Source organism: Nostoc sp. (genome assembly GCF_036917575.1).
GTDB lineage: Bacteria > Cyanobacteriota > Cyanobacteriia > Cyanobacteriales > Nostocaceae > Nostoc.
The window spans coordinates 26,294-51,750 of record NZ_JBALDC010000072.1; the positions used below are offsets into that span (position 1 = coordinate 26,294).

Here is a 25,457-nt window from a genome sequence, read left to right on the forward strand (position 1 = left end):
AATATAAGTGCTTGACTTGATAAGTGCTTGCTACTTGAGATTGTATTTGGAGGACGGGTGTTTTATTAAAAATGCAGATAAATCCTCACTTCTGACTACTTTAGAAACCAAGATATAATAAATTTCCCTTGGATTATTCGTCTCTTTTCTCAAGGCTTGGTGTTGGTGAGGGTAAGTTATTAATTGATACTAAGATTTTTCCCCATAAAGCTTAATTTCTCATCTTCAGGGTTTTTCCAGGTTAAGTATTGGTTAACTTTTAATTTTTTATTACTGGTTGAAGCACTGGTTCAAAGTCATAACCAGTGCGAGAACGAGAACCAGGAACAATTTTTACAAGTTGGACTGGCGCATTGCGATCGCCTGATGCTAAAAACCGAATTGTACCAGAAGCGCCAGTCGCAGAAAAGTCAGAGGACAAGAGTGCAAGTTGTACTCCATCTCGCGTGGGATTGCGTTCTAATGCCGCAATTAGAGCGACAGTGGCATCATAACTGAGGGCACTTCGCCAACTCACATCAGCGCCCCATAACTGCCGCGATTTTTGGGGAAAATCTGACTTCGGATCGCTATCAATATGCCAGGGAACTGCTAATACCATTCCCACAGCTTGTTCTCTGCCAATTTCCAAAGTTTTAGCAGTGTAAACATCATCTCCCCCCAGCAGAGTTAACCGTTTCTGGTTAATTTGAACTACTTGCAGCGCTTTATCCAAAGTTTCAGTATTAGCAGCTAACATCAACACTTCTGCACCTTGCTTTGTTGCTTGTTCTATGCTTTTAGCCGCACTAAAATCCGCCCTGGATAAGTCAAATTCGCTGGCTACCTGTCCACCCTCTAAGGAAACGGATGAGACAAACTCTGACTTTAAAGACTGGCTATAGTTACTCTGAGAATTAAAGAAAACCACTGCATTTTTTTTCTGCAAGGTTCTCACCATGTAGTTGGCTAAAGTTCTCGCAGCCATAAAATCACTAGGAACCGTGCGAAAAACATAATGGCTAAAGTTAGAAATTTTGACAGATGTACTAGTCGGAGATATAGCTACAAGTTGTCCAGAAGTATAGATAGTACCTGCGGCTAAGGTGGAATCGCTAGTATTCGGCCCAACTACACCCAATACTTCGGAATTGCTGACTAGTCCAGAAGCGATTTGCTTGGCTATTTCTGGATTGTCGTCATCGCTAGCTATTCCTACCCTCAACGGTACTCCCTTAACTCCTCCAGAGCTATTAACTTGATTTTGGGCTTGGGCTATCCCACGTAAAATTTCTAAAGAAGTATTGGGGTCAGTGCCAAATGGTACAGAAGCCACGATGGTATAGCTTTTGGAAGAACCGATGCGGGCATTGTTAAGAAAAATTAACGTTTCTGGATCGTTTCGGTTGAGTTTTAGAGCAGCTGTAAAATTGGCGATCGCTTTATCATAAGTTTTAGCAGCGATCGCCTGTATTCCTTCTTTTTTAACTGGAGAAATGTCACCGGGAGTAAAAGATTTTTCTCCAAAACTAATGCGGTCTTGTAAAGATGAATTGTTGCCTAGTTCTTGATTTGGAATGATGTTATTACCAATTTTGACTCCATTGTTACTAAACCACCAAAAACCACCGCCAACTATGCCAACTGTCAGCAGCAGAGCCAAAGCTAAAATTGTGGTTTCATTCTTTTGTGACATAAATAAATTTCAATAAAGTAAAAAGATTTATTATGAAGAATTCAGAACTTACGAGTCAGTATGAATTCTGTACAACTGGGTGGCAAATATTGGTTTAAAATCGTACTTCGTCTAGCTATACGCTTTCGCCCTTGGTAGATGAAACTATTATTAAATATACATTCCGTTTAATTGCGCCCACCGTTCCCAAAGAAACCATAGACAACCAAAGATTAAACCAATAGTGATGACAACAGCTAAAAAAAGACTAAATATTTCGTTTTTATGAAACATTTATGTAGCTATTAGCACCAGAACTTTTTTAAAGTAAGAGAGATAATAATTTATAAATAAGTCGAAATACAGCAGTTAGTGAAATAGCTACTAAGCCTGCTCCAACTGCTAAAATCACCACTAATAGAATGTCTTCACCTCCCCGTAAAAAAGGGACAAAAAAAATAATTGCAAAAGTAATTGTGGGAATAATTAATAAATCGAACTTTTCAATCCACCGCCTGGTTTGGGCAAAAATTAGTATACCTAAAATTACAGATGCAACACTGAAAGTAACTATTGGTGATTTTACTAGACTTAACAGGGCGATCGCAATCAATGCACCTTCAAATCCACTAAATGCCGCCCCACCCAATAATTCCAATGTAGAAAACGCTGGCTGAGTTGGTGTACGGCGGGGGACGACAGGCGTGGAACCTTTGGGTGATTGTGGCGGGAGGGTTGCAGAGGGCGAATTAAATTGTGTAGGGGCTTGAACTGCCTGTGAGTTAAGTGCGCGTAGAACCTCTTGGGCTGACTGGAAGCGTTGATTGGCAGCAGGTAGCAGCATCTTGTCTAAAATGTCAGCAAGGCGAGGATTGATACTTACTTGGGTTCGCCATTTCCACTGGTTATTATAGACATCAAATAGTTGAATTGCTTCCTGATTTGTTAACAAGGTAATAAGAGTTACAGCTAAAGCGTATAAATCTGTGGATGGAAATACTTGCCCTCCAGCCATCTGTTCAGGCGGTGCAAATCCCATAGAATAAATCCCTGTGGAAGAAGCCGCAGAACCCGGTGCAGCATTTGTTACTTGCTTGACTGCGCCAAAATCTAGTAAGAAAAGTTTACCATCACGACGACGCATGATGTTTGAAGGTTTGATGTCTCTGTGGATAATGCCTCTGTCATGGACAAACTCTAGTATCCTTAGAATTTCTTGTAATACCTCTAATACTTGCTGTTCAGAAAATTTGCCTTGTTGAGCTAATTCTTCTTCTAGGTTTTGCCCGTCAATGTATTCTTGCACCAAGTAAAAAAATTGGTCTTGCTCACCTGGTTGCAGGCTATTAACTATCACTGGAAAGAAGGCAAATAAGTCAGGAATTTGTTCGTGATCGTTACCAAGCTGTGCTAGAACTTCTGCTTCTCTTTCAAACATTAACTGCGCTTGTTGCAGTTGAGTTAAGGTTAAATTTCCCGATGGTTGAAACTGCTTAACCACGCATTGACGCATTCCTGGTATTCGGCGATCGCGTGCCAAAAATGCGGCTCCAAATCCGCCCCTTCCCAGCAGTTTCATTGGCACGTATCGACCATCCAGCATCAATGGCATACCACAGGTAGTGCAATATTTTTGCTGGGTCGTTTTCAGTTTCGTAACATCATCTAAATCGGCAAAATAGTTTTGTGGGCGTGGACAACGTGGACGAGTGCAGTAAACTTCCATTTTCATGATTATTCAAAATAATTCGCAATTGATAATACTCGCCTTCTCTACGAGATGCTACGCAAATAGCAAAAAGCAAGCTACGTAATTCGTAATCAGTTCCGGTTACAGAGTAATTAAATTTGTTAATGAGGAACAGGAAACTTTTTTCCTGATGTCAAACTCTTGGCTTGCCCATAACACCCTGCACGAACACAAAGAGTTAATAATTACGAATTAAGTTAGCGACAGAGGAGCGTCATTACGAATTATTTGGTCATTTACAAAAAACAAAGTCCAAATGACAAGGGACTAATAACCTGATTTTAGTCTTCGCCAGATGAAGTGGGTGTTGCTACCTCCAATGTAGTTAACACTAAACTTTTTTGCGTTAATTTTAACACATCTTGATTCCATCCTGGGTTAGCAAATTGGGGCAAAATTTCTTGACTAAAGGCTTCTGCGGCCTTGGATCTATAGCGATTGGGATTACAAATCAGCCACAGCGTCCGTTTGACGACAACGCCTTCAATAGGAGTACGGTGTAGAACGCCCATTTGTAACTCTTTAGCGATCGCACTAGTTGAAACAAAGGCAGCCCCTAAACCAGATTGCACAGCATTTTTAATTGCTTCAATGGAATTCAATTCCATTTCCACTTTAAAACGTCTGGTATCGATTTCACAGCGTGCTAGCACTTGATCAATTACTTTGCGGATAGTCGATTGAGAATCTAAAGCAATGAATTGTAATTTATATAGGTCTTCTTTCTGGATTTTTTCAAGTTTGGTAAAAGGATGAAAGACAGGTATGATCAGCGCTAGCTCGTCCTCAGCGTAAGGAATCACGTCTAAAGATTCTGACAGTTCACCAGGAATTTCACCACCGATAATCGCTAAATCGACTTGTCCATTAGCGACACTCCAAGCAGTCCGCCGGGTAGAGTGGACGTGTAATTGCACTGCCACATCTGGATATTTTTGTCGGAACATACCGATCATTCTGGGTAAAAGATAAGTGCCAGTGGTTTGAGAAGCACCGACAATTAAAGTACCACCTTGGAGATTTTGTAAATCCTCGATCGCGCGGCAAGTTTCCTGACAGAGACTGAGGATTTTTTCACCGTAGTTTAAGAGTAGATGCCCAGCTTCGGTTAATTGGGCGCGTCGTCCTCCACGATCGAATAAGGGGACATCAAGTTGCCGTTCGAGATTTTGGACTTGCAAACTGACGGCAGGCTGGGAAACGTAAAGACTATCAGCGGCACGCTTGAAGCTTCCTTCTTGGGCGATCGCTTTCAGGATACGTAACTGATCTAAAGTGAAAGGAAGGTCAGACATAAGGCTCAACCCACAAACTTTTAAAGGAGCAGATGCACGTAATAAATCCGGTTTGGCAGCAATCAGCCAGACATGATTTGTTGCATATTAAACTTGAAGGATTGACTCGAAAAAGACAGTAGCACAACATCTTGACTAAAGTCCCCTTTTGAATACTTTGTGGTATTGGTTGTACTGAATTCAGTTTTCTTTAAATTACTTCACCTGTTGTATATGCTGCTGATTTCTTGGTTGACACCCAGTCATTTTGTCATACTAGGGTTACAAATAGTTTTTGCGATCGCTCACAGTGGAGGCGCTGCTTTACGCCCTTGGGCAGAAAAATATATTGGTCCAAGGTTTTATCGCATTCTCTTTGCATTAATCAGCCTACCGTTGGCTGTGATATTAATTATTTACTTTTTTGGGCACCGCTATGATGGTTTGCAAATTTGGCAGGTACAAGGGGTGCCAGGAGTGCGAGAATTTGTTTGGCTGCTGTCAGCAATCTCGTTTTTGTTTTTATATCCTGCTACCTTCAATCTACTAGAAATTGCTGCTATTCAAAAGCCCCAAGTTCATCTTTACGAAACAGGAATTATTCGGATTACCCGTCATCCCCAGATGGTAGGACAAATAATTTGGTGTGTTGCCCATACTCTCTGGCTGGGTACTACCTTTACCCTTGTGACTTCCATTGGATTGGTGTTACATCATTTGTTTGGAGTTTGGCACGGGGATCACCGTTTGAGCGATCGTTATGGGGAAGCTTTTGAAATTGCCAAACAGCGGACTTCAATTATTCCCTGTAAAGCAATTATTGACGGGCGTCAATCTCTCAAATGGCAGGAATTTTTCAGCCCTGCTTATTTGGGAGTTGTCATTTTTATAGCTTTGCTTTGGTGGTCACACCCTCTGTTATTGGTAGCAACTAGTAATATAGGATGGTAACTTTAGACGATCCCCAGTGCCAGCAGAAAATCTGAAATAGATGGAAATTTCAGCTTATCAATTGCTCCAAATCAATGTAGGATAAATTCAAACATCTATTCAGCGGAGGGTGCGTTCAGTCAGCTTGAGATTTTATATTGGTAGTTGTTGGTCAGTTGTCTTTCCTTAAAAAAAGTGACAGATTCAGTCAAATCCTAGACAGCTAGGCAATCAGGAGTTTAACATCCAAAAAAGCCAACGCTAGTTCTAAGGTGGCTTTTCTGTCAAAGACACATTAACGCGCTCAATTTTTGCCAATAATTCTGTGTCTTGAATGCATCTATCGGCAGTTACCGACTTACCAATCCTCCACTGAAGCAGTGCTGAGTCCAGAGTCCTGAGTAAAAGCAAGCAACTTAGTATTTATTGCTTAGCAATTAGTTCTAATCCCCGTTTTACTTTAAAAAAAGAAACTTCCTCATTCAATCCGCTAACTTTAGTTATGGACTTCTACTCAGCAACCAGAACTCGGAACTCAGCACTACTCAATTCAGTACTGATAGCTAGTTTGATATAAAAACCTTATAATCCAAGAGGCGTCATGGTGTTGTCGGTTAGTGAGCGGACATTTACTCAAGAAGTTTTAGAATCTCCTATTCCTGTTTTAGTTAACTTTGAAGCACCTTGGTGTGGCTTGTGTAAAGTTATCCACCCGTTGTTGTTGCAATTTCAAGCCCAGTGTGGGGATGAAATTAAATTAGTCGGGGTTAACGCCGATCAAAATTTTAAATTGTCTACTACTTATAGGCTAAAATCACTACCTACTTTACTATTGATCGAAAATGGCACTATTCGCCATCGCTTGGAATGCTTTCGTAGCAGGGAAGATTTACGTCTAGCTTTAGAAGAGATTAAAGCCAGCTACAGCAATTACCCCAAAATCTACAAAAGTTCAAAAACAGTGGACTTAGAGTATCGATCAGCCTGATGGATATTGGGTATTGGCCAAACAGGGCATTGGACCAATGACCAATGACCAATGACCAAATCTAAAACCATGCTTAATACCCCACCCAATCAGCCTTGGGTGGGTTATTTTATCCTAAAGGGTGTGTGTCACAATTGTTAACAGTTTCGACACGCTAATCAAGAATTCTAAAAGTAGGCGTCAGTGATGGAAGTAATCTATCAGTATGCCTGGCTGATTCCGGTGTTCCCTCTTCTTGGGGCAATGCTGGTCGGTCTAGGGTTAATCTCGTTGAATCAGGTGACAAACCGCCTCCGCCAGCTTAACGCTGTGGTGATTATCTCCATGATGGGAGCAGCTATGGGGCTGTCGCTTGCCTTGCTCTGGAGTCAAATTCAAGGACACGCGACTTATATTCGCACCTTTGAGTGGGCGGCGGCAGGTAATTTTCACCTGAGCATGGGCTACACTATTGACCACCTGACAGCCCTAATGCTGGTGATTGTCACAACGGTAGCCTGCTTAGTCATGGTTTATACCGATGGATACATGGCTCACGATCCCGGTTACGTGAGGTTTTACGCCTATCTCAGTTTGTTTGGCTCTTCAATGTTAGGTCTGGTGGTCAGCCCCAACCTAGTACAGATTTATATCTTCTGGGAACTGGTCGGGATGTGTTCTTACTTGCTGGTCGGTTTTTGGTACGATCGCAAGTCAGCAGCAGATGCCGCTCAAAAAGCATTTGTTACCAACCGCGTGGGTGACTTTGGTCTATTACTCGGCATTTTGGGGCTATTCTGGGCAACAGGAAGCTTTGATTTTAATGTCATGGGCGATCGCCTCGCCCAACTTGTCGAATCAGGTTCGATCAGTAATTTTCTCGCTGTCCTATTTGCGATTTTAGTTTTCTTAGGGCCAGTGGCGAAATCAGCCCAATTCCCCCTCCATGTCTGGCTACCAGATGCGATGGAAGGCCCCACCCCGATTTCTGCCTTGATTCACGCAGCAACGATGGTGGCGGCGGGTGTTTTCCTGATTGCCCGGATGTACCCAGTATTTGAAGACGTTCCAGCCGCAATGAATGTCATTGCCTTTACTGGGGCGTTTACGGCGTTTTTGGGGGCAACCATTGCTATTACCCAAAATGACATCAAAAAGGGCTTGGCTTACTCCACCATTTCCCAACTCGGTTACATGGTGATGGCAATGGGAATAGGTTCCTACAGTGCTGGACTATTCCACCTGATGACCCATGCCTATTTCAAGGCGATGCTGTTTTTGGGTTCAGGTTCAGTTATTCACGGTATGGAAGGTGTGGTTGGACATGACCCCGCCTTAGCTCAAGATATGCGCTTGATGGGCGGATTGCGAAAGTATATGCCCGTCACAGCAACTACCTTTTTGATTGGTTGCTTGGCAATTTCTGGTATTCCGCCCTTTGCTGGCTTCTGGTCAAAAGATGAAATTTTAGGGAAGGCTTTTGAGGCTAACCCACTCCTCTGGTTCATCGGCTGGCTAACTGCCGGGATTACTGCTTTCTATATGTTTAGAATGTATTTCTCGACATTTGAAGGCAAATTCCGGGGTACTGACGAGAAAATCAAGGAAAAACTCAAGAAGGCGGCGACAATTGTTCTGGAGTTAGAGTCAGAAGAACTAGCCCCGAATTTTGGGCCTGGGGCAATGAAAAAAGGAGAATTGGCTGCCACTGAACACCATGACTCCCATGATCATGACTCCCACGGGCATCACAGCGACTCTCCTCACGAATCGCCGTGGACAATGACTCTGCCGTTAGTATTTTTGGCTGTGCCTTCGATATTCATTGGTTTGGTGGGAACTCCCTACGCCAATTATTTTGAAGAGTTTATCTTTCCTCCTAGTGAAACTCTCACCGAAGTTCTAGAAAAAGCTTCCGAGTTCAATCCGACGGAATTCTACATTATGGCAGGTGCCTCAGTGGGAATTTCCTTGGTTGCGATTACCTTAGCTTCGCTGATGTATTTGCGCCATAAGATTGACCCGGCTGCGATCGCTTCTAAAATCCAACCACTTTACGAGTTATCCCTCAACAAGTGGTACTTTGATGACATTTACCATCGGGTTTTTGTCCTCGGCTTGCGTCGCGTAGCCAGACAAGTTATGGAAGTTGACTTCCGCGTTGTCGATGGTGCTGTTAACCTCACAGGCTTTTTCACTCTTGTTAGCGGTGAAGGTCTGAAGTACTTAGAAAATGGTCGCGCTCAATTCTATGCCTTAATTGTGTTTGGGGCTGTTTTGGGCTTAGTGATTGTCTTTGGTGTTACCTGATTTGTGTAGTGTCAAATTAGAGCTGGGGCGAATATAATTCGCGGCTACACAAACTTAGTCCGCCTGCGCGGACTAAGGAAGAATTAAATTTTTGAAATCCACGGAGGTGGGTTTTACCTGTGTAGACGCGGTTTCTAACCGCCCTTTCACCCCAAGTTTTTTAGGAGCCTAATTTAGACTCCTTTTTTTTGCTGATAGTCAGCAATTAAATATTAAAGTCTTTTTTTACATCATCTGGGGGTTCAAACATAATCTCAAAACCTCCATTGGGAATAGTTCGACGCAAAAATCTTAAATGGTGGTCTGCATCTTGGCGGTTAGCAAAACGGGCGACAGTGTGAGATTGGGTAATAACTACAGTTTTTACTATCACCCAAGGATGATTTTGGACAATAACTGGTTTTATCATGGTGAATGTCTCCTTTTGTTAGGGAGCCAAGAGCCAGCAGGAAGCCTCGGAAACTTATTTGCTGGCTTTTGACAAGATTTGTAATTTTGTTGTTGGGTTGCTGTAAGTATGAGTGGGTTTTCATCGCTTCTAAACACTCTCATCTCATAGATTTTGTGGTAAAAGCTGGGTTGCATCATGGTCGTGCAGTCCTGGGACAACTAGCCATAGCCACATCCGGCACTTGAACAACCGCAGTGATAGCAGTTCTTCAGGGAATATTTGATTTCTGTGACCTTGCCAGTGTCCAAGGTGTGCAAGTTGTTGTTTGGCGCAGGTTGGGCAGAGATCGCCTGGTTTTCCTTTGTCAATGGTGTAGTTTGAGTCTTCAGGATTTAGGGGTTTGATGTCGGGAAAGCGCCCTGCTTGGGAATGGGGGCAGGGTTTACCGTCGAGTTCTGCGGGGATGATGCCAGTGCAAATTAGATTGTCGGGGTATACGTTGCCGTCAGGTGAGAGGAAGAGGGCTTTTGGTTCGATGTTTTGAATATTCATTTTACAATGTAGATTGTATATTGACAGATTAAATTTTACATTGTAAAATGTCAATAAATAAACCAAAAGTTCTTTTGACCTTTAGTCTCTCTCTATATATTTAAATCCAGCTTGATCCGCAATTAAAGTTAGGTATTTCGATGTAGCTAGGGTTGGCTCATAGGCTGCAATTTCCCATTGACTGACTGTTTGCTGATAGACACCTAGCCTTTCTGCAAACTCTGCCTGTGTTAAACCCATGTGAAGACGCAGTGCTTTGATTAATTCGCCATTCCACAGTACAGTGTCACCCTGAAGCTGAACTTGAAAGTTATTAGGAGGTTTATAAAATGTGACTTGCTGATTATCAATATCAACATTTTCAACGCGATATCCTGCTTCTATCCAGGCTAAAGCTTGTAATGCGCCTTTGCTGCGATTACTCCACCATGCGCGTTTACTTTTCCCTGAATTGGGCAAAGTATCTTTTATTAAAGTCTCGATTTCAGCAAAAGAAAGAGTTATTTCACTTTGGTTAGTGCCACGTAAAAACTCAAGGAGTGGCTGGTATTTACTGCCCTCCTTCATGTCACCTCTTCTTCTCCCAATATCATGCGCTCTACACGGGCATTTGCTTCAAAAACTAAGTTTTCAGCTTGAGTACGCAATCGTCTAGCTTCAGCATAGGCTTCCTGCATTTCGTTTGCAATTTGTTCTTGTATATGAAGCGGAGGTACTGGTATTTGCAAAGCTCCTAACTCAGCTATGTTTATGTTTGGTTGAGCAGATCGCCCTTTAGATGCAAGTATTTGGGTCTTTATTACAGATGAATTGAGAGCAACAGCCAAGTAATCTGGAGACACTTTAACTTTTAAAAGACGTAACCTGATGGAGTAGGAACCATGTACACTTCCTGCAAGATTTTCTGGGATTGCAGCTGCGTTACCAACATTAACACCACTTCGAGTAATTAGAATATCACCAGGATCTGACTTATACTTATCAATATTTGGTGTTTGATCAGAGATGTAGCACATATCTGACAGATCAATTCCATACTCACGAATATTTTGAGCGCGGATAAACAGAATACCCTCAGTTGTGTAGTCAGCAGGAATACTCGCACCATACTTAAAAAATTCTACTAAATTACTGAGGTTGTAGTAATCCCAATTTGAATCTTTAATTAATCCTAAAACTTGTTCATAACCTGGATCATAAGAAGCAAAATCCCAACGATCTCTTTGTTCAATTAGTTGAAGTTGTACTAAAGTTGAAATCATAATTTAATCCTATATTTCCCCAAACGCACGACGACACATGTGCACAATATGACTATGAATTTGCCGCAGTTCATCAAAATTACGTTGAGAAAGAAACCGATTATGTGCAATTTTGTTTCTGAGTTTCTTTAAAAATTCAAGCCTATCTAAATTACGTAATACCTTAAAATCATGTGCAAATACATCTTTCCAATTATTTTCTTCCTGTATTATTATTTTGAGTGATGAGAAATCTATATAAAATATTTCGTGATGTTTTTGGTCATCACGTCCAGTAATTTCTAAATCATTGATTTCATCGTGTCTTCTTCTAAGATATCTTTTATCTGTAAGATGCGTGTCTGCTCTATCATTCCACCAAGTATTTCCTGAAAGACAAGCTGTCCTCAGAGCTATAAGTTTTCTCAACATATTTTCTATTTCATTGAGTAAAATATATGCTTCCTGATTTCGGCGTTCACCAATGCTATCCCGCAGTAAAACTAATTCCATGAAAATAGTACCTATAGCTTGTTCCTCTAAAAGTTCTTTAGCAGTTTGTAAATCATATTCAACATCTGTAAACACTTTTAGCAATACTGACGTACTAGGATTTAAACTTGATGATACAAATTTTGCTTCAATTGTAAAGTCATTTCCTGATGCTGTGAAATAATCTGATTCAGATTCTTCTATAGACAAATAGAACTTTGTACAAAAATCTCTTAATGTATCATCAAAACTTTTATTATCCATAATAATTGCAAGATATTCAAGCGAGTATCTCGTATTATCAATATTATTAGATAAGTGTTGAGGTAGAGGAGTAAAATCCATGTTCACCACCCCAATTTTTCATTAAAATCATTTACGGCTTCTTCAATTTCTGGCGGTTTTGCAGAAACATCTTCTGATACTGTTAATCTCCCCTTGGTATCATAACCAATATCATTAATCTGAGCCATATAAACTAAATAATTTTCATCAGCTTCTATAACTTCCAGTCCAAGTTCTAATTGACCTTCTACTATCAATGGGTTCTCTCGTTTTTCAAGGAAAACCAAACTTGTTTTTACTCCAGCACCATAAGGTGCAAAGGTTGCTTGTGGAAGGCTGATTACTGCTTTTAATCTAGCCCAACGCAAAATCCAGTGTCGAACATCCTGCATTGAACTAGTTGCCAACACACCATCAGGCAAAATAATTGCTAACTTTCCATTTGGTGCTATAAATTCAAGACAACGATTAACAAAAGCAACTTCCTGCGGAATACTTTTAACAACTTTGCCATTTTTCTTTGTCACTCCATCTCGTCCAGCAAAGTCCTTCAAAATACTTTCATTTGTTAATTTAGAACCAAATGGAGGATTAGTTAAAATCATCGTAAACCCTCCCAGATAAAACCCAGGACGTTCTGGCAGTCCCTCTGTAATTCCTCCTGTAATGCTACCCAATCGCTCTAGCGAATCCATTACTTTTAAATCGGCATATTGTGCGCCATTCATTAAAGTATTAACTCGCGCTACGTGCATCACATTTCGAGAATATTCAGCACCAAATAAATGATTATCTCGAAACTTGATAAACTCTTCCGTTGGTTCTTCAGGATTAATCCCTTCAGTATTACCACTATTATTTGCTATTGCTTTTGCATACTCCTGCTTACGCACATAATCCAAAATGTGTGTTAGCATCCGCGCTGAACCGCAAGCAGGATCACCAACATAATCATTTACCGTAGGTTGCAAAATTCCCACCATTAAATTTATTACTGGTGTAGGTGTGAAATATTGCCCCAAATCATCGCGGAAAGTCTTACTCAAAAAATCTTCAAACACTCCACCTTTGACATCTGCTGAAGATTTTCGCAAACTCCAAGGCTGTAAACGCTTGACGATTTCCATTGTAGTGTGAGGCTTGAATTGCAGCACATCAGCCTCATTAAAAGCTAAACGCACACCCAAATCATCACCAAATTTTTTCGCTAGTGTTTCTCGTTCCCATTGCTTCGCTTTTTCAAAAGTGTCTCTTACTTGAACTAATAAACGTTCTGGGTCAGTTTCATTACTAACACTAAATACATAAGCCCGTGATTCTCCTGTTTGCTTTACCAAGTCAATTGTTGCCTGTTCGTCATACCACTTAGCAAACAAGAATTTAACCATTGCATCAACGGCTTCTTGTGGCTGCAAACCCTCATTATCTCTCAGAATAGAGTGACAACCAGATCGTGTGTCTCCCAAAACCTCCCGAAACTTATCACGGGTTAGGGGCGTGAGTCCTGTTTGAATCCCATCTGGTTCACTAGGATTAAGGATTACAGTATAAAAACTGTGCTGTGCGGCTTCACGGGCGCTTTCATACTTCTGTAAATCACCAATTATTTCTAACTTGCGTGGGTAGTCAAGGTCACGACGATAAATTACTGTATGTTTACCATTGGTTAAAATAGCATAACGGGCAGATGGTGAAGCACTCATGTAAGCATTAAGTCGGTTAAGATGATCAACCCAACCTTCCCCCTCAGTCCCGTCAACTTTTTTATTTGGTTCCATAGCCTCCACCATAATGAAAGCTACATCCAAATTACCTACAGAATCAGCATAACGGTCATCGTAAACTACAAGGTCTGCCCGTCCTTGATAGCGTCGTCCACCTTGATAAGTTCCCTCGGCAAAATCTGAATTTAGTTCTAGTTCCATTGCCTGTATTGGAACACCGTACTCTTCTACTAAAATCTGAAGCGCCCACATCGTCACAGGGTCTTCTGCTGGACGCACATAAGAACCATCAGCTTTAAATAACTTCTGTAGATTTATATGCTGGCGATACTTCTGTGGTATATTAGCCGGATTTTGGTAAGGATTAGTGAAATCGGAGAAAGGCATGAAGTTATTGCTATGGGAGACAGACTACACAGTAGATAAATGATATGGTATTCTAGGTGATCGCGCTTTATCTATGTATGGCTATGTCTTTTTAACTGCATCTTAAATCTCTTCTAAGCTCACATCTGCCTGATCCGATTTTGCATAAATGAGTTAGAAGTAAGACACATTCAGGTGAGACAACTTGATAAATTACCCGATATCCACCACTTTTACCCGTCGGGATATCACTGTTTTTTGCTCGAACTTTAAAAACAGTCAAGTCTATCCCAGAGATTTGATCGCCGATAAAATTTCCAGCCTGTAGCCGATCAATAATGGGTTGAAGTCAATTTTAATTTGCCGATAGCGTTTAGTCAGAGTTTTGAGACGGCGTTTGAAGGGAAGTGTAAAACGAACTTTTGCCATAAATCTAGGCTTCGATATCGTCCCAAAGTTGTGAAACTGGGAAAGTATGTCCTACTGCTGCTTGTCACACTGACTCTTGCAGATCGGCTAATATTTGTGCTTTTGGCTCTTGTTCATCAATCCAAGCTAAACCACTGACGTTATCAGAATTTCTGGAACTTATAAGCTGTTGCCAAAGTTCTATAGGGACGAGTACATCTGTTGTTTCTCCCTCTGTGTTGGTGACATAACGAATCTGGCTTTCAATTTGTGCGATTATCATTATGGTTATTTCTCCTGTCATGCTTTTTTGCACCAAATTGCTTTTTTCAACAACCACCAAACAGCATCGTGTATTTTTAGCGATGGGCTGGGCGACGCGTAGACGCGAAGCGGCTTGTCGTAGACATCGCACCACTAAACTATAATTTTAGCGGCTTTTTTAAGGCAAATTTTTGACTTAATTGGAAGTATCACAACGCACATTCCGCACCCCCAATTGTTAAAAAAGATTCTTAAGAGAAACAATGAATGATTAGCAATTTAATTAAATCAACCTAACGGGGAAGACGAAATCCTCAAAAAGCTGTTAGTTAATAACTAGTGACTTTTTGCCAAACATGATTTTGATAGCAGACGAATTGTGATGAATACAGCTAATTTTCCGTGGCTGACGACGATTATTCTGTTTCCGATAGCGGCGTCGCTACTTCTTCCCATCATCCCTGATAAAGAAGGCAAAACAGTGCGCTGGTACTCCCTGATCGTGGGGCTGATAGATTTTGCACTAATTGTTTACGCTTTTTATACTGGGTATGATTTTTCCAATCCAGATTTGCAGTTAGTGGAGAGTTACCCCTGGGTACCACAATTGGGTTTGAATTGGTCAGTAGGGGCAGATGGCTTGTCCATGCCCCTAATTATTTTGACTGGATTCATTACCACGCTGGCGATTTTAGCAGCTTGGCCTGTTACCTTCAAGCCCAAGCTATTTTACTTCTTGATTTTGGCGATGTATGGCGGTCAGATTGCCGTGTTCGCTGTCCAGGATATGCTGTTGTTTTTCCTGGTGTGGGAACTGGAACTGGTGCCAATATACTTTCTGCTGTCGATTTGGGGAGGCAAAAGGCGGCAATATGCAGCGACCAAATTTATTTTATACACCGCCGGCGGTTCGCTGTTTATTTTGCTGTCTGCCCTGACAATGGGATTTTATGGCGATACGGTGACATTCGATATGCGATCGCTCGCCTTAAAAGATTTCGCCCTGAATTTCCAACTTGCTCTTTATGCTGGCTTCCTAATTGCTTACGCCGTCAAGTTGCCGATTATTCCGTTGCACACTTGGCTACCTGATGCCCACGGTGAAGCTACAGCCCCTGTACACATGTTATTAGCAGGTATTCTCCTAAAAATGGGCGGTTACGCCTTAGTTCGGATGAATGCCCAAATGCTCCCCGATGCCCACGCTTTCTTTGCGCCAGTATTTGTAGTTTTGGGTGTAGTTAATATCATCTACGCTGCCTTGACATCCTTTGCCCAGCGTAACCTGAAGCGAAAAATTGCCTACTCCTCAATTTCTCACATGGGCTTTGTGATGATTGGTATCGCCTCCTTCACCGATTTGGGATTGAGTGGAGCAGTATTACAAATGGTTTCCCACGGGTTAATTGGGGCGAGTTTGTTCTTCCTTGTAGGGGCAACTTACGATCGCACACACACCCTGATGTTGGATGAAATGGGCGGTGTTGCTAAGAGAATGCCAAAGATTTTCGCTATGTTCACCACCTGTTCGATGGCTTCTTTGGCATTGCCAGGGATGAGCGGTTTCGTGGCAGAATTAATGGTATTTGTCGGCTTTGCTACTAGTGATGCTTATAGCTCTACCTTCAAAGTTATCGTAGTGTTTTTGATGGCAGTGGGAGTGATTTTAACTCCGATTTATCTGCTGTCGATGCTGCGAGAAATTTTCTACGGTAAAGAGAACGAGGAATTAGTTTCTCACCAAGCTTTGATAGATGCCGAACCCCGTGAAGTATTTATCATTGCCTGTTTGTTAATTCCAATTATTGGTATTGGTTTCTATCCAAAATTGCTGACTCAGATGTACGACGCTACAACTGTACAATTGACGGCAAGATTGCGAGATTCTGTACCGACATTAGCACAGCAAAAACAAGAAACACTCTCAGTTTCTTTGATTGCGCCGGAAATTGATAATTAAGTTGCGAGTTTAAATATTGATTACTTTGAGGGCGGGTTTTGTACCTGCCCTTTTTGTTACTCAGAGGTTATTTATAGCAGGAGGCAGGAGGCAGAGGGCAGTTCTTGCTGGAGGTAAAACTATTGCTAACTCTAGTATTCACCCCATCCTTATGTCCTAAAGAGTGTGACTACGGCTTTATAAGTAAATCTAAAAAAGAGCCATGAGATAAAAAGACAGCGAAGCTAATATTGTTTTAAGGTGACGATATATTAGATATCCTTTACTTTACCTTCTTACCAAAAAAGGCAAAATAAAGGTTGTAAACTCTCTGAATTTATATGTGGCGCACTTTTTACTTTTTAACTCTATCTTTATCAGCTTGACTTTCTAAAAAGTCGTTATCCTTAAGAATTTCATAGAGATTAGTATTTTGCTCTAGTAAGCAAGCGTGCCCACAATTAGGCAATACTACAATCTTGTTATTTGGTAAAATGTTGCCTATCCGGTTAACTTCATTTACAGAAGGCAAAAGGCGATCGCTAGCACCAGCAATCAACAAAACTGGTTGAGTTAAATGCCTTAACTGTTCCTCATCAATATGAAACTCTCGCAGTAAAGACAACCGCCAAAGAACGGTTTCTCCGGGAACAGAACGCATTGTTTTTAGCAAATCTTGGCGATCGCTTTGAGAAATGCGTGGCAAAGATGCTAAAAATGGCAACAAGCCTAGTGCGCCAACATCATACAATCCTGATGGCACTAAGAAAGTTAGCTGGGACGCCCAACTTAACCAAGGGCGAAGCCGAAAGGACGAAGCTGGGTTAATTAGGATAATTCGCTTAAATAAATCGGGTGCTTGGATTGCCACTTTCATTGCCAAGCAACCACCAAAGGACTCACCGCACAAGTAAACTGGTCTTTGAGAGTTTTTTTCTAATTCACCATCGATCAAGTCCAATACACTCTTAGTTAGGACATCCCAAGTGTTAAGGTCTTTCCGGGGAAGCGCCAAACAACGGACATCAAAGCCAGTTTCTAATCCAGCAGTTTGCGATCGCAATAATTGACCAGTTCCATCCATTCCTGGCAAATACACCAATAGTGGATACTCTGGCTGTACTCGTTTGGGAGTTAAAAAACAAGGGTTTAGCTCAACTTCAGTGATAGTCATTTGTCATTAGTCATTTGTCAATGGTATAAAACTTTTGGACTGCTGATTGTTGCTTTTATGAGCTTCGGTACTTTTGAGCAAAAACAAAAAAGTCTCAAAACAAGCTGCTGAAAGTTGTGCAGACAATCCAAAATTTAAAATCGAATAACTTTAATAGCAACCTTGACGCAGTAAATTACTAATTTCGCTGTGACAGTGTTCGGTCAGTTCAGCCACAACAGTTCTGGCTTGTTTGCCATGATATTTTTTATGATGTTGGGGCGAAATCCAATAAGGACGACCGATTAACACCGCAACCCGACGATAAATTACCAAAGGATGCCAACCACCTTGATTAAATAAAGGTTCTGAAGGGTCGAATACACTCAAAAGTCTTAATGGGAAGCCATTGGTGTTTACTTCTTCTAAGGAAGCGATCGCGATCGGCAAAATAGCTAAATCTTGCACATTCGCTCGTAATGCCAAATGGGCAAATCCCCTCTGAAACTCACCCACCTGGCTTGGCTGAGTAAATTTTACCATTGGTGTAGTACCTTCTGGAAATACTCCCACCATTTGCTTAGACTGCAATAACACCTGTGACTGCGAAAAAAAGCTTTGCTGGCGGTTTTGAGTTTCTTCTAAGGGAAAACACCCCAATTGATCGGTGACAATCTCCCGCATGATTGGAACTTGTCCCATATAGTGATGGCAAGCAAAGCGAATCGGATTCGATAATGCCGCCATTAAAATCAGTGCATCCATGAAGCTGCGATGATTGCTGATTACCAATACGCTGGCATCTTGGGGAATGCGGTCTTCGTAATAGCGGAACATTTGCGTTGAGAATGCCGCCACCAAAGCGCGAGAAATCTCTAGGGGGCTATTTCCACTCATACCTAATCAATATATTTTCCGGTAAATATGGCAATTCGTCTGAATTTAATTTTTACATTTCTTTACTGTTGCCATGACCGTCTTAAGATAGAAATATCTAATCTCCAAAAGTAACTAGATTTTCTGGGTTCTCAATTATGTATTTTTGAACACAAGAATATCTAATACAAACTATTCAAAAAAATTATGATTAGTTAATTTCCATTTTTTAGGTAAAAATGAGTTTAATTGATGCATATTATCAAACAATTCTTGACCTGATAAATTTGCTAGGATGAAGACGTTATTGAAAAAAATAGGAATCATATTGTATAATTTGTGGTTTTATCGCCAAAAGCTAAAATGTAAAACGTTTTAATAAGTTAATTTTTATTTTGCATGAATCTAGTGAATAAAACAGAAAATACATTTGCGCTGACTACACCTTTATATTATGTAAACGATGTCCCTCATATAGGCAGTGCTTATACGACGATCGCAGCCGATGTAGTGGCACGATTTCACAGGTTACTGGGACATCAAGTATTACTAATTACAGGTACAGATGAACATGGGCAAAAAATTCAGCGAACGGCAGAAAGTTTAGGCAAAGCCCCACAAGAATTTTGTGATGAAATTGTCCCTAGTTTCGTGAGTTTATGGCAATTATTAGACATTCAATACGATCGCTTTAGTCGGACTACTGCGCCTCGTCATCAAGCGATCGTCAAAGAATTCTTTGAGCGAGTCTGGGAATCTGGTGATATTTACCAGGGACAACAACAAGGCTGGTACTGCGTATCCTGCGAAGAATTCAAAGAAGAACGGGATCTGTTAGAAGGACACCGTTGCCCAATTCATATTAATAAAGAAGTGGAGTGGCGAGACGAACAAAACTATTTTTTCCGCTTATCCAAATATCAAAATAAGCTGACAGAATTTTATCAATCTAAACCGGATTTTATTCAACCAGAAAGTCGGCGCAACGAAGTCCTCAGCTTTGTCAATCAAGGACTGCAAGACTTTTCCATTTCACGAGTGAATTTAGATTGGGGTTTTCCTGTACCAGTCGATCCCAAGCACACCCTTTATGTCTGGTTTGATGCGCTGCTAGGCTATGTCACAGCATTATTAGAACCAGATGCAGAACCGACTTTAGCAAATGCTTTAGAAACATGGTGGCCAATCGATCTGCACTTAATTGGTAAAGATATTCTGCGCTTCCATGCAGTTTACTGGCCAGCAATGCTTTTATCAGCTGGCTTACCTTTACCAGAGAGAGTCTTTGGACATGGCTTTTTGACTAAAGATGGTCTAAAGATGGGCAAAAGTCTGGGTAACACCCTTGATCCTGTGGCATTAGTTAAGAGTTATGGTAGTGATGCCGTTCGTTATTACTTCCTTAAGGAAATCGAATTTGGCAAGGATGGAGATTTTAATGAAGTTAGGTTCATTAATTCTCTAAATGCAGATTTAGCAGATAAATTAGGCAATTTGCTCAATCGCACTTTGAGCATGGTGAAAAAATACTGTGCTGAGAATAAAGTACCATCAATCGGCAATGAAGGAATTCCTGACGAAAATCCTTTGAAAGCCACTGGTTTACATCTAGGGGAACATGTAAAACATGCATATCAGGAGCTAGCCTTCAGTCAAGCCTGCGAGGCCATCCTTTCATTGGCGCAAGCCAGTAATAAGTTTATTGATGAACAAGCTCCTTGGACATTATATAAACAGGGGCAGCAGCAGTCGGTGGAAAAAGTTCTCTACGCAGTTCTAGAATCAGTTAGACTAGCAGCTTATCTCCTATCCCCAATTATTCCGAACATCAGCAGCGATATTTATCAGCAGCTAGGCTTTGGAATAAATTTTAACGATCAAAAACAAAGTTCGGTTAATGCTCCTTTCGCCATCCATGCTAAATGGGGGCTACTATCGAGCAAACAACAGTTGGGTACACCCCAACCAATTTTTAAGCGAATAGAACCTCCGAAAAACAATTAGTCCTTATCAAACTCTGATTTTGTTCAATTTCTTATTCTCTCAAAAAAATTTATCGTGGCTCAATTTATATTAGCCCCGGAACATTATCATAAGCCACTGTGACTAGCATCTAAAAGTTGTTAATTTGTATCAAAAATAACAGGGATAAAAATTGAGGTATCACAATGATGTTGAATAATTTGGAAAACGATTCAATATTTACACCAGAACAAGTTTTGGAGAATCGGGGTAGGGTCGCCATATTTATTGATGGCTCAAATTTATTTTATGCTGCACTGCAACTAGGTATTGAAATAGATTACACGAAGTTATTATGTCGATTAACAGGAGGTTCTAGATTACTGCGTTCTTTTTTCTACACTGGTGTAGATCGGACAAACGAGAAGCAACAGGGGTTTCTGCTGTGGATGCGTCGTAATGGCTATCGAGTCATTGCTAAGGATTTAGTCCAGCTACCAGATGGCTCGAAAAAAGCTAACCTGGATGTAGAAATAGCAGTAGACATGATGGCATTAGTAGATTCTTATGATACCGCAGTTTTAGTTAGCGGTGATGGGGATTTGGCTTATGCGGTAAATTCAGTCAGCTATCGTGGCGTGCGCGTAGAAGTAGTGAGCTTGCGTTCGATGACCAGTGATAGCTTAATTAATGTAAGCGATCGCTACATTGATTTAGAAGCTATCAAAGAAGATATTCAAAAAACCCCTCGCCAAAGCTATCCATACCGACCGTTATCTGGTATCGGTTTTTTGGAAGACCCCAGAACTAGTGACGGACACCTAGAAATCCAAGAATAATGGCGCATCAATTTCATAAAAGAGGGAGATGGGGAAAGAGAAAAATTCAAAATTTCTCCTCCACTCCCTCGTTTCTTATTTTACTTTTATTAATATTTGGTTTAGTCGCCTGCGGCGGCAAATCCCCGCCAGCTTCCCAACAAAACACTGCGGATTCATCCGATCGAGATAGTAATTTGACTTTCTTTGATGTCACCCTAGAACAAGCAGATGAAGTGGGAAAACCAATTTGGAAAGTCAGGGCTAAAACCGCGAAATACACCAAAGAAAAACAAATTGGTCAGGCTGAAAACCCTTATGGTGAACTATATCAAGATGGCAAAATTGTTTACCAAATTAAGGCAGATGTAGCAGACATAGACCAAGATGGAAAGCAATTGTTTCTTAAAGGTAAAATATTTGCCACAGATCCTAAGAATGGGATTGTGTTACAAGGTAATGAATTAGAATGGCGTCCCAAAGAAGATTTGTTGATTGTTCGTAACCAGATTAACGGTACTCATAAAAACCTACAAGCAGTAGCGCAGGAAGTACGAGTTAAAACCCGCGAACAGCGGATGGAATTTTCTGGAGGAGTAGTAGCAAATTCTATCGATCCCCAGATGCAAGTGAGAACTGAACATTTAATCTGGAATATTAAAGAAGAAAAACTAATTGGCGATCGCCCTCTAGAAATTGACCGCTACAAAGATAATAAAATTAGCGATCGCGGTAAGGGAAATTCTGCCGAAGTCAACTTAAAAACAAAAATTGCCACTATCCAAAAGAATGCTCAACTAGAATTACTAGATCCACCATTGCAAATAGCTAGTAACTCTATGACCTGGAACATGAACGCAGAAACTGTCACCACAAACTCGCCGACGCGAATGTTCCAGCGTGCCGAAAACGTTATAGTGACAGCTAACCAAGGTGAAATGAAAATACCACAAAAAACCGTTTATTTAACAGGTAATGTTAACGCTGTTGGTCAGCGTCGTCAGTCTCTAAGATCCAATACGCTAACTTGGTATTTAGACAATAAGTTAGTTGAAGCTCAGGGAAATGTTGTTTATCGACAAATTGATCCACCATTAAATTTTGTGGGTGAAACAGCAGTTGGTAATCTGCAAACAGAAAATATACTTGTCAAAGGTGGCAGTTCTAGCGGTAGGGTAGTAACGGAGATTATTCCTCAAGAAAAAGCCAATCGTCAACAGTAAAGTTAGGTAAATGAGGATCACCTTCACCCATAAATTTTGGGTTGGTTGGGTACTAGACTAGGATTTTAGTAATACAAGTATTTTGATAGCCCATGAATGGATCAAACCCATTAGGTAAGGAATCCTTGCCAACATCCCAGCAAGTACAACATTCCCACCATCACGATACAGACCAACAGCATACAGATCGTACTCATGGAACTGGAGAGTCAGCTCATCCTCACGTCCATAGCGAAGAGTCTTTACGGCGAATTGTCAATCGATTATCGCGTATAGAAGGACACGTTCGAGGTATTAAGTCAATGGTGCAGCAAAGTGCGCCTTGTCCTGATGTTCTACTGCAAATTGCCGCAGTGCGAGGCGCGTTGGATCGAGTAGCGCGAATTGTTTTGGATGAACATTTAACTGAATGTATTGGTAGAGCCGCACAAGAGGGTAATATTGATATTGAAATTAAACAGTTAAAAGCTGCTTTAGATCGATTTTTACCTTAAAAATTAGAAAATAATGTAGAATCCATTTGCAAAATTGCTGATGCACTAGCAGCGATATATCAGAATTTAATAGTGCATTGTGACATTCACTCCAACAACATTATATTGCCAGCTGGTAGACAAACTATTTTTATAGACTTTCTTTTTTTCACTAAAAGGTAATGAGGTAAAAGCTTATTTTTTCAAATAATATGCTGTGCAATGATAATTTTTAGCTAGACTATGATTTTAAAAAATTATCAATTTCATTATTCTTTAACTGGCACTTTAGATAAACCACTAATTCTTTTTTTGCATGGCTTCATGGGTAACATTAATGAATTTGATGAAGCTATAAAATTACTAGTTAATGATTTTTCTTACTTGACACTTGATCTTCCAGGACACGGTAAAACTAAAGTTTTGGGTGAGGACGAGTACTATACAATGACAAACACTGCTCATGCTTTAATCAACTTACTGGATGAGTTAAAAATTGTTAAATGCTTTTTAGTTGGTTATTCAATGGGTGCAAGATTGGCTTTATACCTAACCCTACATTTTCCAGAACGTTTTCATAAAGTTGTGCTTGAGTCTGCTTCTCCAGGTTTAACAACAGTAGCAGAACAATTAGAACGGATTAAAAACGATACACAAATAGGTAGAAAATTAACAAGAATCTTGAAAAAAAGTGATTACACTAACTTTCTATCAAATTGGTATAATCAAGCGATTTTTGGTTATATAAAAAATCACCCAGAATACGATCGCATGGTAGAAGTTCGGTTGCAAAACAATCCACAGGAATTAGATAAATCTCTGCGCTTTATGGGTACTGGATGTCAACCTTCCTTATGGGAAAAGCTACAATGCAATACAATTCTCATGCTTTTACTAGTCGGTGAATACGACCAAAAATTTATATCTATTAATACAGAAATGGCTAAAATATGTGAATTTGCTCAAATAAAAATAATTAGTAATGCTGGACACAATATCCACTTTGAAAATACCTTGGCATTTGTGGAAAATATCAAATTGTTTTTGTCTACAGCAAGTTAAAAATTAGGATAATCTTACTACTTCTTTACTGCCTTGCTAGAAGGAGTTGGGGATGGTGGCAAATTCGGGAATGCTGGTTGCTTTGCTGCGCTTAATTCTTCTTGCAACATTTTTTGATAAACCTTAGGCAAAGAGTTACTAACAGAATTAGTTTCTATGCCATATCCCAGACTTGTCCAGGTGGGAGAGAGTCGCCGCAAAACATCATTTAACTTTCCTTGACGCAACAGTTGCGAAATATTAATTCCCCAAACTTTAGAATCATTTAACCAACGGTATACTACTACATCTTGATATTCTGCTTCAAAACTATAAGTAGTCCAAAACATCATCTGCATCGGCTTTGGGTGATAATGAGGAGCTAAACGATACCAAGTAATGTTAATAATTTGATATCTGCCAGCAGCAGTAGAACAATTACCTGTGTTGGGGCCTGTAAGAATTGTGACGCATATCTCAGGATGTCGGCTGAGGTCGTTGACTTGCTGTCCCCCATACAACAGCGAATAAGGACGGTTTCCACTAGCCTCACTTGCCGAGATAGTTCGCATTAAAGCGCGGATGTAGGGGTCGCCCTCTTTCATCACCAGAGGCGGCTGTTTACTTTCAAAGATGGGATCGGAAGGCGATCGCAAGTCTCCAATATACCATTGCAACAAATACACAAAGCCGAGAAGCGCGGCTATTGGGCCAATAAGTTTTTCAACACCTTTGAATTCAAAGCCTTTCAGAGTCTGACTCCTTCAAATTCACTCTCTTTGCTTTCCGTAAATCATCGACGAACTGATTTTAGTAAAGTTCACACCTGATTGTTAGTTATTATTTCCGATTTGCTCATTTTTTGAGGAATTAGCAAAAAAGAGTATAAATACAGGAGTTTGTAAGTAAAGCCGTAGTCACATAGGTTAGGACATTTTAAAAGAGTGAAAGCTAAGAATAGTAATAGTTTTACCTCCAGCATAGCTGCCTCCAGCATAGCTGCCTCCAGCATAGCTGCCTCCTGCTATAACTGAGGTACAAAATGCCGGACTCACGTATCAAATATAAAGACTATCTACCTCCTGCCTTAAAATCCGTAGCTTTGTACTTCATCCAAAAGAAAACTACTGTAAGTATAGCAAGCGAGATATTTGCAAAAATCTTGAATAAGTATAAATTAAATTGATTATAGTAGCATCTGCTCTCAGTAAGAATTGCTTCTTTGCTCAAATCGGGTGATAGGTCAATACAACCTGATTGCAAAGGTTTCGATTTAAGTTGACACCAATGCACAACTGCGATCCCCTATAAAAGGTCTGTATTACAAGCGATTGAGAACTGCGATCGGGGAGATTGGGTAATTA

Annotated in this window: 23 protein-coding genes; 9 read left to right on the forward strand and 14 right to left on the reverse strand. The window is 40.6% G+C overall.

Translation table 11 applies throughout. The features are described 5' to 3' along the window. Positions 1-259 precede the first annotated feature (259 nt). From V7K79_RS21140 to V7K79_RS21150, 3 genes are all read right to left on the reverse strand, one after another. Positions 260-1,675 (reverse strand): ABC transporter substrate-binding protein, encoded by a 1,416-nt coding sequence (locus tag V7K79_RS21140; RefSeq protein ID WP_335050085.1) that lies wholly within the window; start codon positions 1,673-1,675, stop codon positions 260-262. A 301-nt stretch (positions 1,676-1,976) separates the two neighbouring features. Continuing rightward, a complete protein-coding gene (locus V7K79_RS21145) occupies positions 1,977-3,380 on the reverse strand; it encodes a serine/threonine-protein kinase (protein ID WP_335050429.1) in 1,404 nt (467 codons plus the stop codon). 305 nt (positions 3,381-3,685) lie between these two features. Further along, the gene (locus tag V7K79_RS21150; protein ID WP_104906921.1) at positions 3,686-4,699 is read right to left on the reverse strand and encodes a LysR family transcriptional regulator; all 1,014 of its coding nucleotides are present in this window, start codon (positions 4,697-4,699) and stop codon (positions 3,686-3,688) included. A 213-nt stretch (positions 4,700-4,912) separates the two neighbouring features. Here V7K79_RS21150 and V7K79_RS21155 point away from each other — a divergent pair, with 213 nt between their 5' ends. From V7K79_RS21155 to V7K79_RS21165, 3 genes are all read left to right on the forward strand, one after another. Then, on the forward strand, positions 4,913-5,629 hold the full coding sequence (locus V7K79_RS21155) for an NnrU family protein (protein WP_335050087.1): 717 nt from the start codon (positions 4,913-4,915) through the stop codon (positions 5,627-5,629). 580 nt (positions 5,630-6,209) lie between these two features. After that, positions 6,210-6,596, forward strand: a complete 387-nt coding sequence (locus tag V7K79_RS21160; protein ID WP_322732019.1) for a thioredoxin family protein — start codon at positions 6,210-6,212, stop codon at positions 6,594-6,596. Between the two features lie 186 nt (positions 6,597-6,782). Beyond that, positions 6,783-8,885: an NAD(P)H-quinone oxidoreductase subunit 5 gene (locus V7K79_RS21165; RefSeq protein ID WP_335050090.1), complete on the forward strand. Its 2,103-nt coding sequence runs from the start codon at positions 6,783-6,785 to the stop codon at positions 8,883-8,885. A 205-nt stretch (positions 8,886-9,090) separates the two neighbouring features. Here the strand turns inward: V7K79_RS21165 and V7K79_RS21170 are convergent, their stop codons facing one another. The 8 genes from V7K79_RS21170 to V7K79_RS21205 all read right to left on the reverse strand — a co-directional run bounded on the left by V7K79_RS21170 (position 9,091) and on the right by V7K79_RS21205 (position 14,627). After that, positions 9,091-9,294: a hypothetical protein gene (locus V7K79_RS21170; RefSeq protein ID WP_335050092.1), complete on the reverse strand. Its 204-nt coding sequence runs from the start codon at positions 9,292-9,294 to the stop codon at positions 9,091-9,093. Positions 9,295-9,438: 144 nt separating this feature from the next. Further along, positions 9,439-9,828: a hypothetical protein gene (locus tag V7K79_RS21175; RefSeq protein WP_335050094.1), complete on the reverse strand. Its 390-nt coding sequence runs from the start codon at positions 9,826-9,828 to the stop codon at positions 9,439-9,441. 81 nt (positions 9,829-9,909) lie between these two features. Further along, entirely contained in the window at positions 9,910-10,395 is a 486-nt protein-coding gene (locus V7K79_RS21180; protein WP_335050096.1) for a helix-turn-helix domain-containing protein, read from the reverse strand. Then, entirely contained in the window at positions 10,392-11,090 is a 699-nt protein-coding gene (locus tag V7K79_RS21185) for a restriction endonuclease subunit S (RefSeq protein ID WP_335050098.1), read from the reverse strand. The genes V7K79_RS21180 and V7K79_RS21185 overlap by 4 nt, the downstream gene beginning before the upstream one ends. A 9-nt stretch (positions 11,091-11,099) precedes the next feature. Further along, a complete protein-coding gene (locus tag V7K79_RS21190; RefSeq protein ID WP_335050100.1) occupies positions 11,100-11,906 on the reverse strand; it encodes a hypothetical protein in 807 nt (268 codons plus the stop codon). A 2-nt stretch (positions 11,907-11,908) separates the two neighbouring features. Continuing rightward, on the reverse strand, positions 11,909-13,957 hold the full coding sequence (locus tag V7K79_RS21195) for a restriction endonuclease subunit M (protein ID WP_335050102.1): 2,049 nt from the start codon (positions 13,955-13,957) through the stop codon (positions 11,909-11,911). A gap of 264 nt (positions 13,958-14,221) precedes the next feature. Then, the gene (locus V7K79_RS21200; RefSeq protein WP_335050104.1) at positions 14,222-14,365 is read right to left on the reverse strand and encodes a hypothetical protein; all 144 of its coding nucleotides are present in this window, start codon (positions 14,363-14,365) and stop codon (positions 14,222-14,224) included. A gap of 64 nt (positions 14,366-14,429) precedes the next feature. Then, positions 14,430-14,627: a hypothetical protein gene (locus tag V7K79_RS21205; RefSeq protein ID WP_335050106.1), complete on the reverse strand. Its 198-nt coding sequence runs from the start codon at positions 14,625-14,627 to the stop codon at positions 14,430-14,432. Positions 14,628-14,990: 363 nt separating this feature from the next. On the opposite strand from V7K79_RS21205, the gene V7K79_RS21210 reads away from it, so the two are divergent. After that, positions 14,991-16,568, forward strand: a complete 1,578-nt coding sequence (locus V7K79_RS21210; RefSeq protein WP_335050108.1) for an NAD(P)H-quinone oxidoreductase subunit 4 — start codon at positions 14,991-14,993, stop codon at positions 16,566-16,568. A 334-nt stretch (positions 16,569-16,902) separates the two neighbouring features. Here V7K79_RS21210 and V7K79_RS21215 read toward each other — a convergent pair whose 3' ends face one another. Both V7K79_RS21215 and V7K79_RS21220 read right to left on the reverse strand, forming a co-directional pair. Then, complete coding sequence (locus V7K79_RS21215) at positions 16,903-17,721, reverse strand: alpha/beta fold hydrolase (RefSeq protein WP_335050109.1); 819 nt, start codon at positions 17,719-17,721, stop codon at positions 16,903-16,905. Positions 17,722-17,871: 150 nt separating this feature from the next. Further along, a complete protein-coding gene (locus tag V7K79_RS21220) occupies positions 17,872-18,597 on the reverse strand; it encodes a lysophospholipid acyltransferase family protein (RefSeq protein WP_335050111.1) in 726 nt (241 codons plus the stop codon). A 378-nt stretch (positions 18,598-18,975) separates the two neighbouring features. Here V7K79_RS21220 and metG point away from each other — a divergent pair, with 378 nt between their 5' ends. The 5 genes from metG to menH all read left to right on the forward strand — a co-directional run bounded on the left by metG (position 18,976) and on the right by menH (position 24,114). Continuing rightward, positions 18,976-20,580, forward strand: coding sequence for a methionine--tRNA ligase (gene metG, locus V7K79_RS21225; RefSeq protein ID WP_335050113.1), 1,605 nt, complete (start codon positions 18,976-18,978; stop codon positions 20,578-20,580). A 167-nt stretch (positions 20,581-20,747) separates the two neighbouring features. Next, entirely contained in the window at positions 20,748-21,377 is a 630-nt protein-coding gene (locus tag V7K79_RS21230; protein ID WP_094348455.1) for a LabA-like NYN domain-containing protein, read from the forward strand. After that, positions 21,377-22,579 carry an LPS export ABC transporter periplasmic protein LptC gene (lptC, locus tag V7K79_RS21235; RefSeq protein WP_335050115.1) on the forward strand — a complete coding sequence of 401 codons (1,203 nt, stop codon included), beginning with the start codon at positions 21,377-21,379 and terminating at the stop codon, positions 22,577-22,579. Before V7K79_RS21230 ends, lptC begins: the two co-directional genes overlap by 1 nt. Positions 22,580-22,671: 92 nt before the next feature. Continuing rightward, positions 22,672-23,073: a metal-sensitive transcriptional regulator gene (locus V7K79_RS21240; protein ID WP_335050117.1), complete on the forward strand. Its 402-nt coding sequence runs from the start codon at positions 22,672-22,674 to the stop codon at positions 23,071-23,073. 222 nt (positions 23,074-23,295) lie between these two features. After that, the gene (gene menH / locus V7K79_RS21245) at positions 23,296-24,114 is read left to right on the forward strand and encodes a 2-succinyl-6-hydroxy-2,4-cyclohexadiene-1-carboxylate synthase (protein WP_335050119.1); all 819 of its coding nucleotides are present in this window, start codon (positions 23,296-23,298) and stop codon (positions 24,112-24,114) included. Between the two features lie 17 nt (positions 24,115-24,131). On the opposite strand, the gene V7K79_RS21250 is transcribed toward menH, so the two are convergent. Beyond that, positions 24,132-24,779 carry a glycoside hydrolase family 24 protein gene (locus V7K79_RS21250; RefSeq protein WP_335050121.1) on the reverse strand — a complete coding sequence of 216 codons (648 nt, stop codon included), beginning with the start codon at positions 24,777-24,779 and terminating at the stop codon, positions 24,132-24,134. Positions 24,780-25,457 lie beyond the last annotated feature (678 nt).

Excerpts from the sequence above, each read along its gene's own strand:
- V7K79_RS21190 (WP_335050100.1), bottom strand. The coding sequence starts at position 11,906 with ATGGATTTTACTCCTCTACCTCAACACTTATCTAATAATATTGATAAT.
- V7K79_RS21180 (WP_335050096.1), bottom strand. The coding sequence starts at position 10,395 with ATGAAGGAGGGCAGTAAATACCAGCCACTCCTTGAGTTTTTACGTGGC.
- V7K79_RS21170 (WP_335050092.1), bottom strand. The coding sequence starts at position 9,294 with ATGATAAAACCAGTTATTGTCCAAAATCATCCTTGGGTGATAGTAAAA.
- lptC (WP_335050115.1), top strand. The coding sequence starts at position 21,377 with ATGGCGCATCAATTTCATAAAAGAGGGAGATGGGGAAAGAGAAAAATT.
- V7K79_RS21195 (WP_335050102.1), bottom strand. The coding sequence starts at position 13,957 with ATGCCTTTCTCCGATTTCACTAATCCTTACCAAAATCCGGCTAATATA.
- V7K79_RS21205 (WP_335050106.1), bottom strand. The coding sequence starts at position 14,627 with ATGATAATCGCACAAATTGAAAGCCAGATTCGTTATGTCACCAACACA.
- V7K79_RS21200 (WP_335050104.1), bottom strand. The coding sequence starts at position 14,365 with ATGGCAAAAGTTCGTTTTACACTTCCCTTCAAACGCCGTCTCAAAACT.
- V7K79_RS21210 (WP_335050108.1), top strand. The coding sequence starts at position 14,991 with ATGAATACAGCTAATTTTCCGTGGCTGACGACGATTATTCTGTTTCCG.
- V7K79_RS21230 (WP_094348455.1), top strand. The coding sequence starts at position 20,748 with ATGTTGAATAATTTGGAAAACGATTCAATATTTACACCAGAACAAGTT.
- V7K79_RS21165 (WP_335050090.1), top strand. The coding sequence starts at position 6,783 with ATGGAAGTAATCTATCAGTATGCCTGGCTGATTCCGGTGTTCCCTCTT.
- V7K79_RS21175 (WP_335050094.1), bottom strand. The coding sequence starts at position 9,828 with ATGAATATTCAAAACATCGAACCAAAAGCCCTCTTCCTCTCACCTGAC.
- V7K79_RS21220 (WP_335050111.1), bottom strand. The coding sequence starts at position 18,597 with ATGAGTGGAAATAGCCCCCTAGAGATTTCTCGCGCTTTGGTGGCGGCA.
- V7K79_RS21155 (WP_335050087.1), top strand. The coding sequence starts at position 4,913 with ATGCTGCTGATTTCTTGGTTGACACCCAGTCATTTTGTCATACTAGGG.
- V7K79_RS21150 (WP_104906921.1), bottom strand. The coding sequence starts at position 4,699 with ATGTCTGACCTTCCTTTCACTTTAGATCAGTTACGTATCCTGAAAGCG.
- V7K79_RS21160 (WP_322732019.1), top strand. The coding sequence starts at position 6,210 with ATGGTGTTGTCGGTTAGTGAGCGGACATTTACTCAAGAAGTTTTAGAA.
- V7K79_RS21185 (WP_335050098.1), bottom strand. The coding sequence starts at position 11,090 with ATGATTTCAACTTTAGTACAACTTCAACTAATTGAACAAAGAGATCGT.
- metG (WP_335050113.1), top strand. The coding sequence starts at position 18,976 with ATGAATCTAGTGAATAAAACAGAAAATACATTTGCGCTGACTACACCT.
- V7K79_RS21145 (WP_335050429.1), bottom strand. The coding sequence starts at position 3,380 with ATGGAAGTTTACTGCACTCGTCCACGTTGTCCACGCCCACAAAACTAT.
- V7K79_RS21215 (WP_335050109.1), bottom strand. The coding sequence starts at position 17,721 with ATGACTATCACTGAAGTTGAGCTAAACCCTTGTTTTTTAACTCCCAAA.
- V7K79_RS21240 (WP_335050117.1), top strand. The coding sequence starts at position 22,672 with ATGAATGGATCAAACCCATTAGGTAAGGAATCCTTGCCAACATCCCAG.
- V7K79_RS21140 (WP_335050085.1), bottom strand. The coding sequence starts at position 1,675 with ATGTCACAAAAGAATGAAACCACAATTTTAGCTTTGGCTCTGCTGCTG.
- menH (WP_335050119.1), top strand. The coding sequence starts at position 23,296 with ATGATTTTAAAAAATTATCAATTTCATTATTCTTTAACTGGCACTTTA.